Origin of the sequence: Pseudoalteromonas rubra (genome assembly GCF_000967655.1) — a bacterium.
Taxonomy (GTDB): domain Bacteria; phylum Pseudomonadota; class Gammaproteobacteria; order Enterobacterales; family Alteromonadaceae; genus Pseudoalteromonas; species Pseudoalteromonas rubra_A.
In genome coordinates, this window is record NZ_JXYA01000027.1 from 181,629 (window position 1) to 197,742 (window position 16,114).

Genomic DNA, 16,114 nt, shown 5'->3' on the forward strand with positions numbered 1-16,114 from the left:
AAGTTTTTAACACCGTTAGCGTCATATTTATCCTCTGCAAGTCGAACAAGTGTTAAGTGAAATGGGTATTAATTCATTGCCGGGAACATCAGCGTCATGTTCAGGGTTTTCCAGTATGCCTGTTCTTGTTGCAGGTCGGCTACAAACAAGGAGTGCTGTGCCAGCCAGTCGGGCTCAAACGTTAGCAGCAGGCTGTTATCCAGCGCTTCTATCGTGAATTTAGCTACCTGATCGATTTGTCGTTTCTGATGCACCAGAATCGCCAGGCGCAACAAGGTCAGCAGGCGGGCAAAGTGTGTCAGATCGGCTTCGACTAAAGCCGACAGTTCTGCACGTTTGATTTTTTTGCGATGAAAGCGGATCAAGGTGCCCAGCAGTTGTTGCTGCTCCTGGGTAAACCCTGGCAACTGGGCATTCAACACTATGTAGGCACTGTGCTTATGGATCCCGGAGGAGTTAATGGCCAGTCCCACTTCGTGTAATCGCGCGGCCCAGCGTAGCATCTGCAGGTCCACTTCACTCAGGGCCCAGTGCTCGCGGACCATGTCATACATCTGATCTAGCGTATTACAGATATGCTCAGCATGCTGTTTATCAACGGCATAGTGATCGCCCACCGCACTGATGGTGCGGGCACGGATATCAAACTCGTCATTCTGCGCCATTTCCTGCAGCAGGCCCTCGCGCAATGAATTGTCGCAATAACTCAGCTCGTCGATATTCAGCTGTCTGAATACCCCGATCAGAATGGCCAGGCCGCCCGCAATACTGGCATACCGCTCTTCGGGCAGCGCTTTGAGGTTGAGCGCATCGAGTGAGTCGGCGTCAATCAGGCGTTGTCTTATTTGCTCCAGCACTGCAAGCGTTAAGGTATCCTGATTAAATAGCTCCTGGGCAATGGCACATAAGGTTTTGATGGTGCCCGATGTGCCGATACAGGTTTGCCAGCCTGCCTTACGATAGCTGGCGGAGATGGCTTCGATGTTTTGCTCGGCCTTAATTTCGGCCTTGGCAAAACGCTTGGCGGTGACTTTCAGGTCTTTAAAGTGACTGTTACTGAGGGTAACACAGCCAATATTGCGGCTGGTCAGTAACTTGTGGTCCAGGTGTTTACCAATGATCAGTTCAGTGCTGCCACCGCCAATGTCGATCACCAGGCGGTTGTCGTCGCTGTGAATATGATTTGCCACGCCCTGATAGATAAGCCGCGCTTCTTCCTGCCCGGAAATCACGTTAATTTTAAACGGAAACACCTTTTTGGCCTTGGCCAGGAAATAGCGGATGTTACGACAATTGCGCAGCGTATAAGTGGCCACAACCTGTACGCTGTGCTTGTCAAAGTCTTGCAACGTAGCTGCAAATTGTTGCAGCACATGCAGCGCGCGCTCTATGGCCTCTTCACTGAGGTTGAACTGATCGTCCAGACCAGCGGCCAGAAACACCCGCTGCTTTTCTTTGTGCAATAATTGCAGACGACCATCGACCTCCCGCGCGACGACTAGATGAAAACTGTTCGAGCCTAAATCAACGGCCGCGATGGAAGGGTATGTGGTCATAGAGCTGCCCTTATGTATTGGTTTGATTGTTTTCCCACTTTTTCAGATGGTCATAGATGGCTATCTGGGAGCGGATCTTCTTTTTATTACCGCGACGAACATAGAGATTCTTCTGTTCACTGTCAATGATCCGTGCTTTTGAGCGGTCTTTGAATTGCAGCTCAAGAATATCGATGATCAATTGTTTGAGTGAAGCATCGTAAATCGGGGTGCCGACTTCAACCCGGTGATCCAGGTTACGGGTCATCCAGTCCGCAGAGGAGATATAGACCTGAGGATCGCCATCGTTTTCAAATACCATGACCCTGGGATGCTCTAAAAAGCGGTCAACGATGCTGATCACTTTGATGTTTTCACTAAAGCGTTGCAGGCCTGGCACCAGGGCACACATACCACGGATGATCATGCGAATTTTCACACCCGACATCGAGGCATTATATAAGGCGTCGATCAGCTCTTTGTCTACCAGGTTGTTGACCTTGACGGTGATCTTAGCCGTTTTGCCTGCCTGGGCATTTTTACTTTCCTGATCGATCAGTGCGAGGATTTTTTCTCGCGCATTGACCGGAGAGAGCATCAGGTGCTTGAAGTTAAACGGCCTGTAGCTGCTCTCAATGAATTTGAATACGTCGTCACACTCGTCACAGATCTCGGGGTGTTTAGTGAATAAGCTGAAATCGGTATAAATACGGGCAGTTTTTTCATGGAAGTTACCGGTACCAATGTGGGCATATTTTACTATCTGACCCTTTTCTTTACGGTGAACCACACACAACTTGCTGTGCACTTTCAGCGCCGGGATCCCGACCATCACCTTGATGCCATATTCACTGAGCATTTTGGCCCACTCAATGTTGTTTTGCTCATCAAAGCGCGCCTTGAGCTCGACCATTACGGTGACCTTCTTGCCATTCTTGGCCGCATTGATCAGCGAGGCCATTAACCGGGAGCGCGATGCAACACGATAAATATTCACCTTGATCTGAGTGACTTTAGGATCAAACGCCGCCTGACGCACATACTCAAGCATGTGGTTGAAGGTGTGGTAAGGGTAATAAAGCAGGATATCTTGTTTAGAAATGGCCCTGAAAATACTGCGATAGGCGTTAAACGCCTCACTTTGCAGTGGCGGCAGGGGTTTGTTTTCAAGATAACCACGACCGACATTTGGAAAGCCAATAAAATCGCGGAAGTTCCGGTACGGACCACCTGGGATCAGGGCATCCTGACTGGTGACGCCAAGGCGCTTCTTCATGACCTTCAGTATTTCTTCTGGCATGGCTTCGTCATAGGTCAGCCGCACCGGCTCAGCATATAAACGCTGTTTAAGGCCTTTCGACATCTTATCCAACAGGCCTTCTTCAATTTCATCATCCAGATTGTACTCGGCATCCCGGGTCAGCTTTATCTCATAACCTTCAATGTTGTCAAAGCTGAGGAAGTTTCTGAACACTTCGTGCAGGTAAAAGCGCACCACTTCGTCGAGCATCACTATGATTTTGTGGCGCCGGGTTTTTTCCGGCGGCAGCACAATAAAGCGCTCAAGGCGATCTGTTGGCAATTCAAGCAAAGCGTGATGCTGCTTATCGCCACGCATTTCGACAAACAGGTAGGTCAGGGCATCGTTGATGTGATCTGAGTAGTCTTTGCTTTCGGTGAGCAAAATAGGACACATGTGCTGTAGCACCTGGTCCTGAAAGTACTTAGCCAGCCACTGCTGGTGAAAATCAGACAGCTCAGCGGGCTTTTGAATATGAATATTGTGTTCATTCAAGTCCAGCAGGATCTGATCATAAATGTGTGAGAACTTTTTGCCCAGCTCCAGTACCTTTTTGTTGATTTGATTGAGCAGGGCTTCGTCTTCGTCGAAATCGGTCTCAGGCAGGTTGCTTAAGAGAATACGGCGCTTTAGGTCAGCCACACGGACCCGGAAAAACTCATCTAAATTATTGGAAAATATGCCTAAGAATCGGATCCGCTCAATAATGGGATTGCTTTTGTCTTTGGCTTCCTGAAGAACACGCTCGTTAAAGGAAAGCCAGCTCAGCTCTTTGGCAAAATAGCTGATGGTAATGGGATCGTTAGATAATGCTTGCATCTTTCTTTCCATGGTAATTAAAGCTGCGGGTAGAATATGTATGTATTGTGACACTTATATGACATGCGCTGTCATGTCACCAAATATGACATGCGCTGTCATGTCACCAAATTATCTACAAAGTATAGACCAGTCTCCTTGATCTGCTTTGTTTGATGTCAAAGTGTCGGTATGTAGAAAACATAACAATGAAATGCCGGTAAGGTGGTGTGAGGACCTTACCGGATAGTGCGATCAGGGTTGTTCGACATCCACGATTAGATCGCTGGTGATAGACTCAAGCGCTTCGACAACGTTGTCTTTTATCATGCCCGCAGGCAGGCTAACGGTGGCAAATGCGCTAAATATCGGCACACCCCAGTTGGGTGCACTCTGTTGTTTAGAGTTTAGGTGGGTAATATTGGCACCCTTGTGACGGATCACGGCTGCCAGCTCCTGTACAATACCTGGCCTGTCATTGCCTGTGATCACCAGGTTTAACGTTTCCGGCTCTGTACTTTCGGTTTGCTCGCCATTGGCAATGCGTACTTCAAGCTCCGGGATACTAAGTACGGCGTCTTGCAGCTCTTGTAAGTGTTCCTCTGCCACTTCAACCTGCACTATCCCTGCAAATTGTCCGGCAAGATGACTCAGGTTACTGGTTAGCCAGTTGCCGTGGTGGTTAAGAATGGTGGAGGAAACTCGTTCTACGAGACCTGGTTGGTCCTTGCCTATAAGTGTTAGTACTAACTGCTTCATATCACATGTCTCTTATTATTGGTGGCTCGGTATCTAAGCCCTGAATGAAAGCGAATAATCGCTCTATAAGCCTAGTAAATGAAACTTATTTGTCTACTTCCGATAATGGATACAATGTAAAAAAATGCAAAAATCCTATCGGTGACTGTAATTCGAGCCTTACTCAGGGTGTTAAGTTCCTTGAACAGAGAGGTATTTTGCGTTTACCCAAGCTATGTGGTTGTTCCCAACACCTTGTATTCATGGGGATTGAGCGCGTTTTTTGTCGGGCAATCGGAGAAGGGTGGTGTAAAGTTGGGAACTAACATACTCTCTGATGATCAGAGTTCAGCATGAAAAAACAAGTGATGAGCATAACTAATGAAGACCAATTCCACAAAGCGGACAGACTTGGGATTGCGTGTAACACAACTGTCATCTTGATGAAATATAATGCGCCGCAGTTTGATTATGAAAGGGTATTTTGATGACTTCCAATCCGCAAAAACCATCCTTTAAAACGGATAGAAGCCGTCTATTTAAGGACCGCTTTGCCCAATTTGGCATTACCTCAGGTGGGGTAATGGTATTGGTCGCTTTGCTATTGATATTCTTCTATTTGCTTTACGTTGTACAGCCCATTTTCGAATCTGCCAAGGTCGAAAAGCGGGTTGATATTGCGTTGTCTGCCGAGAAGCGCTACTTCGCGCTCGGAGTAGAAGAGCAAACAGAGATTGCGTACTTGCTGGATAATACCGGTCAGGTTGATTTTTATCAGGTGAAGGGCGAGGGTGCAGGTAAACTGGTTAGCACCTTACAAACCAAGCTGGACGGCCAGATCACCAGCTTCGCGAAAAGCGCGCCATTTTTAGGCCAGTATGCATACGGTCTTGATAATGGTCAGGTACAGATCCTCAAGCCCAGCTTTGTGGTCACCTTTCCGGGTAACCAGCGCGTGATGAAACCTCGTCTGGGTTATCCCCTTGCGGGTCAGCAGTTGCTGGTTGATGAGCAGCAACAGGCACTGAAAAAGTTTGCCTTTAGCCATTACGAAGATAAAACGGCGGTGGTTGCTTTGACTGCCGACAAACGGGTGATTTTCGCGTCATACGTAGCTGAAGAAAACATGTTTACCGGTGAGCTGGAGTGGCAGGTAACACGCACCGAGCTGCCCATTGATGGCCGCATTGATGACTTACTGATTTCACCGGATACCACCCGTACTTTCGTGCGCTCTGCAAATCAGATTTATATTTTTGACACCCGTTTTGCCGATGATGTTAAACAGTTTCAGCTGCTAGCGGCTAACGAAGAAAATGCCAACCTGGTTAGTATGACCCTGCTGGCCGGTGCCAACTCGCTGATGCTGGCCAATGACAATGGTGAAGTGTCACAGTGGTTTGAAGTAAACACGGACGATGGCCGTGAGTTTGCCAAAATTCGCGCCTTTGACAGCGATAAGAGCAAGCATATGAAAGTGCACAGTGAGTTCTATCGTCGTACTTTCTTTACCACCAATGAAAAAGGTGAGCTGGGCGTGTACTACACCACCAGTGAAGCCGAGCTATGGCGTGGCAAAGTGACAGAACAAGCCATTGATGCTTTCGCTATCTCGCCTCGTGCGAATGCGGCCTTGCTGCTAACAGGCAATCAGGTGAGCGTGTTTGAACTGCACAATGAGCACCCGGAAGTAACCTGGTCTGCGTTGTGGCAGGAAGTGTGGTATGAAGGCTATCCAGAGCCAGCATACACCTGGCAGTCAACGTCAGCCAGCGATGACTTCGAATCTAAATTCTCATTGGTGCCCATTTCATTTGGTACGATTAAAGCCGCTTTCTATGCCATGCTGTTCGCGGTACCGATTGCCCTTTCAGCGGCCATTTACACCGCTTACTTTATGTCGAGTGAACTGCGCCGCGTGGTGAAGCCAACGGTTGAAATCATGGAAGCACTGCCTACGGTTATCCTGGGCTTCCTGGCAGGTTTGTGGTTAGCGCCTTTGATTGAAAGCCACTTACCAGCAATCGTCGCATTGCTGCTGTTGTTGCCGCTGGCTATTTTGGCAACGGCACTGGGCTGGACCAAACTGCCAAAAGTCATCCGTCACTTTGTGCCTGATGGCTGGCACTCCATCTTGCTGATCCCTGTGGTTCTGCTGGTTGGCTGGGTCTCTTTTGCCATGAGTGACGTGATTGAAGGATGGATGTTCGGCGGTAACGTGCGCCAGTATCTGACCAACGAACTGGGCCTGACGTTTGATCAGCGTAACTCTCTGGTGGTCGGTATTGCGATGGGCTTTGCGGTTATCCCAACTATTTTCTCGATTGCCGAAGACGCGGTATTCAGTGTACCTAAGCACCTGTCAAACGGGTCGCTGGCACTGGGTGCAACACAATGGCAAACACTGGTGCGTGTTGTGTTACTGACTGCCAGCCCGGGGATCTTCTCGGCGGTGATGATGGGCCTCGGTCGCGCCGTAGGTGAAACCATGATTGTACTGATGGCGACGGGAAATACACCGATTATGGACTGGAGTATCTTCCAGGGTATGCGTACCTTGGCGGCGAACATTGCGGTAGAAATGCCAGAATCTGAAGTGGGTAGCTCGCACTATCGGATCCTGTTCCTCGCTGCCTTTGTATTGTTTATTTTTACTTTCGTATTTAACACGATAGCTGAGTTTGTACGTCAGCAGCTACGTGAAAAATACAGCTCAATGTAACTGGAGTGAGATGACATGGTAAGACAGTGGTTTAAGTCAGGATCTCCGTGGATCTGGATGACAGGCGGTGCGGTTAGCATCAGTTTGATCTCAGTACTGGGTCTGCTTGCAATGATAGCGTGGAAAGGCCTGAGCTTTTTCTGGCCTTCCGAAGTGGTTGAGATGCACCTGCAGGGAACTGTGCAAAAACAAACCGTGATTGGTGAAATCTATGACCGTGAGCTGGTGCCTAAATCGCGACTGGAAGCAACAGGCCTGGATTTTTCTAACCATCCTGGCGAGTACATAGAGCGCTTGCTGGTAAAAACCGGTAACCGTGAGTATGTTGAACTGGATTTCCGCTGGATTTTATCCACCGATATCCAGAGCCAGTCCAAACCTGCGCAGATAGCGGTGTTTGAACGGACTAAAAATGGTAACTTTTACGGTTACGTTGAGCGGGTCATTCGCGACGGTCAGGTGGTGACAGACAATCCGGTAGAAGCGCTGGAAGAGATGGTTGAGCGTGCCGTAGACCTGAACGAAGAAGCGTTGGATCTGCAAAACGGTGAGATTGGCCACATTAACTATGAGCTGGAGCGCTTGCGTCTTAAAGAGCGTGCTTATCAGCTGGATAATGAATTGACGCCTGAAATCACCGCAGACCTGGAAGCACAGCGTGCTGCGCTGCGTGAAGAATATAAGGTGCTTGAGAAAACGCTGTTTGAACTACGTAATGGTGCCAAGCGCGACGAAGTCGTTGTGCGTGACATGCGCGGTGAAGAAGTAACACTGCCTTTATACCAGGTCTTAGATTTCTGGTTCCCGAACGACATGGGCTTCTTTGCGAAAGTGGGCCATTATACGTCGCAGATTGGTAAATTCATTAGCGATGACCCGCGTGAAGCCAATACCGAGGGCGGGGTATTCCCGGCCATCTTTGGTACTGTGTTTATGGTTATGCTGATGGCGGTGATTGTGACGCCATTTGGTGTGGTTGCTGCGATTTACCTACACGAGTATGCGGCTAAAAATGCGGTGACTAAGATGATCCGCATCGCGGTGATCAACCTGGCGGGTGTTCCGTCTATCGTATACGGCGTATTCGGCTTAGGTTTCTTCGTCTATATGTTGGGTGGCTCTATCGATGCGTTGTTTTATCCAGAAGCGTCACCAAGCCCGGTATTTGGCACGCCCGGCGTGATCTGGTCAGCACTGACGCTGGCAATCCTGACGCTGCCAGTGGTTATTGTTTCGACTGAAGAAGGCCTGTCACGTATCCCAAGCACAGTGCGCCATGGTTCACTGGCACTGGGCGCGACCAAAGCCGAGACCTTATGGCGGATCATCATCCCAATGGCCAGTCCGGCAATTATGACCGGTCTCATTCTGGCGGTTGCCCGTGCTGCGGGTGAGGTAGCACCGCTGATGCTGGTGGGTGTGGTGAAAATGGCACCGACCTTGCCGCTGGATGGTAACTTCCCGTATATTCACCTTGACCGGAAGTTTATGCACCTGGGTTTCCATATTTATGATGTGGGCTTCCAGAGCCCGAACGTAGAAGCGGCACGTCCTTTGGTATATGCGACCGCCTTCTTACTGGTGACCGTGATCATTGCACTGAACATCACTGCAATTGGGATCCGTAACCACCTACGTGAAAAATTCAGAGCTTTAGAGCACTAATAGTAAAGTATTTTAATAGGTAAACATTTATGATTACAGTAGCGCCACAGGTAAATAATGCAGATACCAGCAAGAAGTTGGATCTGGAAAACTTGAGCCCGGAACTAACCGCGTTAGAGATCAAAAACCTTGACCTTTACTATGGTGATAAGCAGGCTCTGAGCAACATCAACATGTTGATCCCACGCGGTCAGGTAACGGCGTTTATCGGCCCGTCTGGTTGTGGTAAATCAACGCTATTACGTTGTATCAACCGCATGAATGACCTGGTAGATACCTGTCGTATTGAAGGTGAGATTAACCTCAACGGCACCAACATTTATGATAAAAGTGTTGATGTAGCGGCTCTGCGTCGTAATGTTGGCATGGTATTCCAGCGTCCAAACCCATTCCCTAAGTCTATTTACGAGAACGTGGTTTACGGTCTACGCTTACAAGGTGTAAAAGACAAACGTAAGCTGGATGAAGTGGTTGAGCGCTCACTGCGCGGTGCTGCTTTATGGGATGAAGTGAAAGACCGCTTGCACGACAGTGCATTTGGTCTGTCGGGTGGTCAGCAGCAGCGTCTGGTTATTGCACGTTCAATTGCGATTGAGCCAGAAGTATTACTGCTGGATGAGCCAACCTCGGCACTGGACCCTATCTCGACTTTGGTTATTGAAGAGCTGATCAACGACCTGAAAGAAAAGTACACTGTGGTGATCGTTACCCACAACATGCAGCAGGCGGCGCGGGTATCCGATCAGACAGCCTTTATGTATATGGGTGAGCTGATCGAATATTCAGATACTAATACTCTGTTTACAACACCGACGAAGAAGAAAACCGAAGACTATATTACCGGTCGTTACGGTTAATTCACCGGGCTCAGCAAAGCGCTGAGTCAGCGCCTCCACAAGGAGGCGCCTATGCCGTGTTGAAACAAATTAGGAACTGACTATGGAACATAATATTAATAAGCATATCTCTGGCCGCTTTAACGAAGAGCTGGAAAACGTTCGCAACCATGTATTGAGTATGGGCGGACTGGTTGAACAACAATTAAACCTGGCGCTGGATGCCGTGAGCAACTGCGATGAAAACAAGGCCCGCAAAGTCAGCGAGAACGATTATCAGGTTAATGCTATGGAAGTGAGCATTGACGAAGAATGTACCCGCATTATTGCTAAGCGTCAGCCGGCAGCCAGTGACTTACGCCTGGTTGTGGCCATTGCCAAAACCATTGCCGACCTGGAGCGCATTGGTGATGAAGCGGAACGCATTGCGAAAGTAGCGCTGGATTCTTTTACCAAAGATCAACAAGACTTACTGGTTAATGTTGAAAACATGGGTCGCCTGGTTTCTCAGATGCTACACGATGTGCTGGATGCGTTTGCCCGCATGGATGCCCAGCGTGCATTTGAAGTGCACAAAGAAGATGCCAAAGTTGACCGTGAATATGAAGCGCTGACGCGTCAGATCATGACCTATATGATGGAAGACCCCCGTTCTATTCCAAAGATTATGGACCTGATCTGGTCGGTTCGTTCACTGGAGCGTATCGGTGACCGCTGTCAGAATATTGCAGAATATGTGATTTATTTCGTTAATGGCAAAGATATTCGCCATACTTCTCAGGAAGATATCGAAAAATCACTGTGATCTGTAACAAATAACGGTGCCTTTTCGGTACCGTTAATCAGAACTTCACACGAAAAAGCGTTCACAATCTGGCTTAATGCTGTAAAATTGCGCCCTGCACATGCATATTAATATGATTTAAGGGTCAGTTATGCCTAGTAATGCATTTTTAGGAGTATTCGCAAAGTCTCCTATTAAGCCAATTGAAGAGCACATTAAGATCGTCCATCAAGCCAGTGAAACCTTGATCCCGTTCTTTAACCATGCCTTCAAAGGGGAGTGGACCGAGGCCGACGCGCTTCGTGTGCAGATCCGTAACCTGGAAAGAGAAGCAGATACACTAAAACGAGAAGTGCGCCTGCACTTGCCACGTGGTCTGTTTATGCCAGTAGAACGTACCGACTTACTGGAACTCATTACCCACCAAGACAAGATCGCCAATAAAGCCAAAGACATCGCGGGACGCGTGATTGGTCGTGACCTGGAGATCCCTGAATCAATTCAAGCCGACTTTTTGGCGTATCTGACACGCTGTGTTGATGCGACCAAACAAGCCTCAGAAGCCATTAACGAATTCGACGAACTACTGGAAACCGGTTTCCGTGGTCGCGAAGTTGCTCTGGTCGAAAAAATGCTCGTTGAACTGGATGCCATCGAGGAAGACACCGATGAGATGCAGATCCGTATTCGTAAAGGTTTACGCAACATTGAAAGTGAACTTAACCCGATTGATGTGATGTTCTTATACAAGATCATCGAGTGGGTCGGTGAGTTGGCTGACATTGCTGAGCGCGTAGGCTCACGACTGGAGCTGATGCTGGCGCGCTAAGCGCACACCATCTGGCTTCACACAATTAGTTAAGAATTAAAGGTTTTACAATGGATATCATTGCATCCTATGGCACGCTATTGATTATTATAGCGGCCGCAGTTGGTTTCTTTATGGCCTATGGCATTGGCGCGAACGACGTAGCCAATGCGATGGGTACATCGGTTGGCTCAAAAGCGCTGACCATCAAACAGGCGATCATCATCGCGATGATTTTTGAATTTGCCGGTGCTTACCTGGCCGGTGGTGAGGTAACCTCGACGATCCGCAAAGGGATCATTGATGCCACGCCGTTTATGGACATTCCGGAGCTAATGGTGCTGGGAATGATCTCGGCTCTGTTTGCCGCGGGTACCTGGTTATTACTGGCCTCCATGTTAGGCTGGCCGGTCTCTACAACGCACTCTATCATTGGTGCCATCATTGGTTTTGCGCTGGTTGCCGTGGGCAGCGAAGCCATCCAGTGGGGTAAGGTTGCCGGTATCGTTGGTAGCTGGATTGTGACCCCGGCGATTTCGGGCTTTATCGCTTACCTTATCTTTATGAGTGCGCAAAAACTGATCTTTGACACCGACAAGCCACTGGAAAACGCCAAGCGTTTCGTCCCGGTATACATGGGCCTGGCAGGTTTTGTAATGTCTTTGGTAACCATCAAAAAAGGCCTGAAGCACATTGGTATTAACCTGGGCACTGTTGAAGGCTTTGCGCTGGCGATCGGCATTGCTGTGATCGTTGGTTTGATTGGTAAAATGGCCATCAACCGCCTGAAGATAGACCCGAATGCAGACAAGCAAATGCACTTCAATAACGTTGAGAAAGTGTTTGCGATTCTGATGGTACTGACAGCTTGTTGTATGGCGTTCGCACACGGTTCGAACGACGTGGCTAACGCGATTGGTCCTCTGGCTGCGGTTGTGAACATTGTTGAACACAATGGTGAAATTGCCAAGAAAGCGGCGCTGGCGTGGTGGATCTTGCCACTGGGTGGTTTAGGTATCGTCGTCGGTCTGGCTGTGCTGGGTAAAAAAGTAATCAAGACTATTGGTGAAGGCATTACTCACCTGACACCTAGCCGTGGTTTTGCTGCTGAGCTTGCAGCCGCGTCTACGGTTGTTATTGCATCAGGTACGGGTTTGCCAATCTCAACCACACAAACGTTAGTAGGTGCGGTATTGGGTGTCGGTATGGCACGCGGTATTGCTGCGCTGAACATGGGTGTGATCAGAAACATTGTGGTTTCGTGGGTGATCACATTGCCAGTTGGCGCTGCCCTTGCTATTGTTATATTCTACATTCTGAGAAGCGCGTTCGGCGTTTAACAGAAAGGACAGACTTTTAGCTTGAAAAGATCTCAATGCCTTTGGTGTTGGGGTCTTTTTATTTGTGGGTATAAAAAGTGAATAACTTACCAAGCATTAAACAGTTACAGTATTTAATTGCGGTGCACCAGCACCAGCATTTTGGCCGCGCTGCGGAAGCTTGTTTTATTGGCCAGTCAACGCTGAGCAGTGCGATTCAGAACCTCGAAGAAACGCTGGGATGCCAACTGATAGAGCGTGAAAACCGCAGTTTAATGTTCACAGATGTGGGCGAAGAAGTGGTGGAGCGTGCCAAACGCATTATTGGCGACACCATTAGCGTGGTAGAGCTGACCAAGAGCTTTAAGCATCCATTGTCGGGCAAACTGGTGCTGGGGATCATTCCGACCATTGCCAGCTTTATTGCGGCGCCCCTATATAGATTTTGCAAAGACGCTTTTCCTGAGCTGCAACTGGTGCTGGTAGAGGACACCAGTGATCGTTTGCTCGATAAGCTGGAGCAGGGCCATATTGATATGGGCATGCTAGCGTTGCCCTACAGAACCGAAAAGTTCCACACTCAGGTGATTGCCCGGGATCATTTTTCCTTGGTCCGCCATCAGGAGTATCAGGTACCCGAGCAGCTGGATGACTTTAATGTGCTACCGGAGCAAAGCGTGTTTTTGCTGGAGCGGGAACACTGCATGACAGATCATGCCCTCAGTGCCTGCCACCTTAACCGCAGTGCCTGTATTAACCCCTTTGAGGCCGCTAACCTGCATACCTTGCTCAGCATGGTGGAATACCAAAACGGGGTGACTTTCTTGCCTCAGATGGCACTGAACGCCGGTATCCTTGATGGCAAACCAATGGTCGCCACCGCGCCGCAACCTGATGCATATCGTGAGATAGGTCTGTTATGGCGTAAAACCACTGGCCGGATCCGGGATTTCCGCCTATTTAGCGATAAAGCGGGTGAGTTTGTTGCCCACCACTGTAACGACAGCAAAGGCGTGACACAATAAAACCATAAAGGGCGAACGCCCTTTATGTCAGTGTGTTAGAGAACTTTAACTAACGCAATCTGGCTTAAGATTCCAGTGACCCCAGCTGGCGGCCTGATTTCAGATCGGGTAAAAAGAGCAGGTAAACCCACACCACCAGATTAAAGTAAGGCACTAAGCCAAGTAAGGTAAAAAACAGTTTAGGGTAGCCTTTGTGGCTTGCGCTTCGGTAACATTGTATGGCGATAACAACGTATATAAGCAACAATATGATAGACAGCTGTACCATTGCAATTCCTCCATTTCCATAGCCAGACGTGTCCAAATCCATTGAATGTCTTGTAAATACCTGTGTTTCATGTATTTAAAGTGACACGTCAAAATGTAAGCTTAATTATAGATGAGAATTACCCAACAGGCAGCTAATTTTTAGTCGAATTTTGTACAAAAATACTAGCAGGCTGTTTTCTCAGACAAAATATTTTTCAGCATGGCGCTGAGCTGTTCAACCGGTAATGGGCGCGAAATATAGTAGCCCTGACCGTAATCAATGCCTATCTCTTTGAGTGCATCAAAGATCTCTTTGCTCTCCACATATTCAGCCACAGAGCGCTTATCCAGCGAGTGGCTGATGTCACTCTCGTGGCAGTAGCATATTCAGTGATTTAACTTTTCAGATATGCGACGCATCCAAATATGCCATCAGGCCTCACAGGGTCATATCATAATTGCTCCAACCTAAATATGACATACAGCTTGGAAGTCTTTCTTTAATAAAATGTGGCGAAAAACATCCCAAGTATTATCATTTGTATTCTTTGGTGGTTCTTTGTGTTCCATTGTTTGAGATAATGTAATTTTAAGGTTATTATCCGCGCCGATTATTGACCCTTGTATGGAGACGTTATGGTTCGGCAAACAATTGTGACCGGGATACTCTTTATTGCTATGCTTTTGCATTCATTTGCAGTGGCATTTGATTCAAATGCTCTGCCCGGCCACTGCGGGCCTTCACTGTCTGGGCCTTCACTGTCTGGGCCGCCTACTCCTTCTGGCGCACCACTAGATCCAGATATCGGCTCCGGAGGAGGTCATCCAGATCCGGATAGCCTGAAGTTTCTCAAGTCACTATGGGTCCCGACTATCAAACAGTTTGATGTCAGCATGGCCGAGTCACAGAGTGCCTTAACGCTGAGATGGAGCGTTACGGGAACGTCTCACCTCAGGTTATTCAGATACAATGCTAATGGTCCCTGTTTGTTGCTGGATACTCGCGCAATTGGGCTTACCCGTCAGGGAACGTTTACCGACTTAACTGCAATGTCCGCAGGCACGCACTTTTACCGATTGGTAGCAATCAATGGTAAAAATAAAGTTTTTGTTGATAAGTTTAATCATGTTGTAGGTGATGAGGTTCTGAATGGGGATTCTACACTGCTGTTTGATGCAGAAAATAGAGATATAAACCATAGGACCGTCGTACACCACTTAGACAATATATTCTTTGCCACACATGATAACAAATTGGTGAAATATTCTAATCAGGACGGAAGTTGGGCATTTGATTGGGAGGTTGCGCTTAATGGCGTAGTTTCAAATCGCCCTATTTTCAGTGACGGATACGTTTACTACTCAGTGAGCTTATTGCGTGAACGAGGGCAGGTTTGTAGAACACAAATCAATGACGTTGAGCTGCATGTATGCTCGGGTATTCGAAATAGCAACATTATAGCAAGCCCTGTACTAGTAAAGGCCGTGCAGCCTGATTCCGGTGTGTTCTCATTCTTCAGTACGCAGCCATCTAAACAGGAATTGGCAGGTGTATATGCATTTTTGCGTAATGGCAGCATCGAAGTACTAGACTTTGCTCAGCATGCTAGGACAGTCGCACGCTTTCAAGTCCCCCAAGAGATTTCCATGAATGTGCTAACCGCTCCTGTAGCAATCACGGGAGCTTCATTCCCAGAGCATTCAGATCCTCAATTTATATATCGTGAAGGAAATAGTGTATTTGGATTGCAAATGCCGATGGTGGAAGCCCAGCAACAGTTCTCCATTTACGGTTTATGGTCATCTTTATTTGGCGAGGATGAACAGAATGAACCTCTGCCTTTGGCACAGCCAGTCACTTTGGATGTTTTGTGGAAACAGGAGTTGTAATTGTGGCCATTATTCGAGTTTTAATCGCTGTATTTTTAATTGCGAACAGTCCATTAATATGGGCCGTTAGCCAATGTAACAGCTCTGTTTCAAGTCTGACCATTGTTCAAGGGGACGCCGCCAGCTTCACAATCCCCAGTATTGATGAATTTACCACGAACCCGGGAAGGGGTTTTGTTTTTGATTTCCGTCAGGGCGGTAAATTGAAGATTAACGGCGTCACCACTAAGCGATATGTTAATGGGCTGGGCTCGCGAACTAACTCCCCGACAGTGTCAATCGCTGATTTGATGCCTGGTACCAATAAGCTCATCCTGAATTGGACTGATCATTGGGAAAAAAATGACGCTAACCAGTCCAGCAGGACTTATTCAGGGCAGTGTAAAATTACCGTTATTGTTGCCAAACGAACCTCCCCTGTATTTTCCGACCCGGTTATTGATGG

The 16,114-nt window shown here is 48.0% G+C and carries 12 protein-coding genes and 1 pseudogene; 8 read left to right on the plus strand and 5 right to left on the minus strand.

What is annotated here, in order from left to right; genetic code table 11:
* Positions 1 to 68 precede the first annotated feature (68 nt).
* The 3 genes from TW77_RS13115 to TW77_RS13125 all read right to left on the minus strand — a co-directional run bounded on the left by TW77_RS13115 (position 69) and on the right by TW77_RS13125 (position 4,392).
* A complete protein-coding gene (locus TW77_RS13115) occupies positions 69 to 1,556 on the minus strand; it encodes a phosphatase (RefSeq protein ID WP_046005426.1) in 1,488 nt (495 codons plus the stop codon).
* Positions 1,557 to 1,566: 10 nt separating this feature from the next.
* Positions 1,567 to 3,654 carry a polyphosphate kinase 1 gene (ppk1, locus tag TW77_RS13120; RefSeq protein WP_046005427.1) on the minus strand — a complete coding sequence of 696 codons (2,088 nt, stop codon included), beginning with the start codon at positions 3,652 to 3,654 and terminating at the stop codon, positions 1,567 to 1,569.
* Between the two features lie 234 nt (positions 3,655 to 3,888).
* The gene (locus tag TW77_RS13125) at positions 3,889 to 4,392 is read right to left on the minus strand and encodes a glycine cleavage system protein R (protein ID WP_046005428.1); all 504 of its coding nucleotides are present in this window, start codon (positions 4,390 to 4,392) and stop codon (positions 3,889 to 3,891) included.
* A 466-nt stretch (positions 4,393 to 4,858) separates the two neighbouring features.
* Here TW77_RS13125 and TW77_RS13130 point away from each other — a divergent pair, with 466 nt between their 5' ends.
* The 7 genes from TW77_RS13130 (at position 4,859) to TW77_RS13160 (ending at position 13,530) form a co-directional block, all read left to right on the plus strand.
* Entirely contained in the window at positions 4,859 to 7,093 is a 2,235-nt protein-coding gene (locus TW77_RS13130; RefSeq protein WP_046005429.1) for an ABC transporter permease subunit, read from the plus strand.
* 15 nt (positions 7,094 to 7,108) lie between these two features.
* Positions 7,109 to 8,758 (plus strand): phosphate ABC transporter permease PstA, encoded by a 1,650-nt coding sequence (gene pstA, locus TW77_RS13135; RefSeq protein ID WP_046005430.1) that lies wholly within the window; start codon positions 7,109 to 7,111, stop codon positions 8,756 to 8,758.
* Positions 8,759 to 8,787: 29 nt separating this feature from the next.
* The gene (gene pstB / locus TW77_RS13140) at positions 8,788 to 9,615 is read left to right on the plus strand and encodes a phosphate ABC transporter ATP-binding protein PstB (protein WP_010383287.1); all 828 of its coding nucleotides are present in this window, start codon (positions 8,788 to 8,790) and stop codon (positions 9,613 to 9,615) included.
* 82 nt (positions 9,616 to 9,697) lie between these two features.
* Positions 9,698 to 10,399: a phosphate signaling complex protein PhoU gene (gene phoU, locus TW77_RS13145; protein ID WP_046005431.1), complete on the plus strand. Its 702-nt coding sequence runs from the start codon at positions 9,698 to 9,700 to the stop codon at positions 10,397 to 10,399.
* 130 nt (positions 10,400 to 10,529) lie between these two features.
* Positions 10,530 to 11,207, plus strand: a complete 678-nt coding sequence (locus tag TW77_RS13150) for a TIGR00153 family protein (protein WP_046005432.1) — start codon at positions 10,530 to 10,532, stop codon at positions 11,205 to 11,207.
* A 50-nt stretch (positions 11,208 to 11,257) separates the two neighbouring features.
* Positions 11,258 to 12,526, plus strand: a complete 1,269-nt coding sequence (locus tag TW77_RS13155; protein WP_046005433.1) for an inorganic phosphate transporter — start codon at positions 11,258 to 11,260, stop codon at positions 12,524 to 12,526.
* A gap of 77 nt (positions 12,527 to 12,603) precedes the next feature.
* Positions 12,604 to 13,530 carry a hydrogen peroxide-inducible genes activator gene (locus tag TW77_RS13160; RefSeq protein WP_046005434.1) on the plus strand — a complete coding sequence of 309 codons (927 nt, stop codon included), beginning with the start codon at positions 12,604 to 12,606 and terminating at the stop codon, positions 13,528 to 13,530.
* A 64-nt stretch (positions 13,531 to 13,594) separates the two neighbouring features.
* On the opposite strand, the gene TW77_RS13165 is transcribed toward TW77_RS13160, so the two are convergent.
* A complete protein-coding gene (locus tag TW77_RS13165) occupies positions 13,595 to 13,798 on the minus strand; it encodes a hypothetical protein (RefSeq protein ID WP_046005435.1) in 204 nt (67 codons plus the stop codon).
* Between the two features lie 164 nt (positions 13,799 to 13,962).
* Positions 13,963 to 14,148 (minus strand): annotated as a pseudogene (locus tag TW77_RS25180) (EAL domain-containing protein); the annotation flags it as partial.
* A 267-nt stretch (positions 14,149 to 14,415) separates the two neighbouring features.
* On the opposite strand from TW77_RS25180, the gene TW77_RS13170 reads away from it, so the two are divergent.
* Complete coding sequence (locus TW77_RS13170; protein WP_046005436.1) at positions 14,416 to 15,669, plus strand: hypothetical protein; 1,254 nt, start codon at positions 14,416 to 14,418, stop codon at positions 15,667 to 15,669.
* Positions 15,670 to 16,114 lie beyond the last annotated feature (445 nt).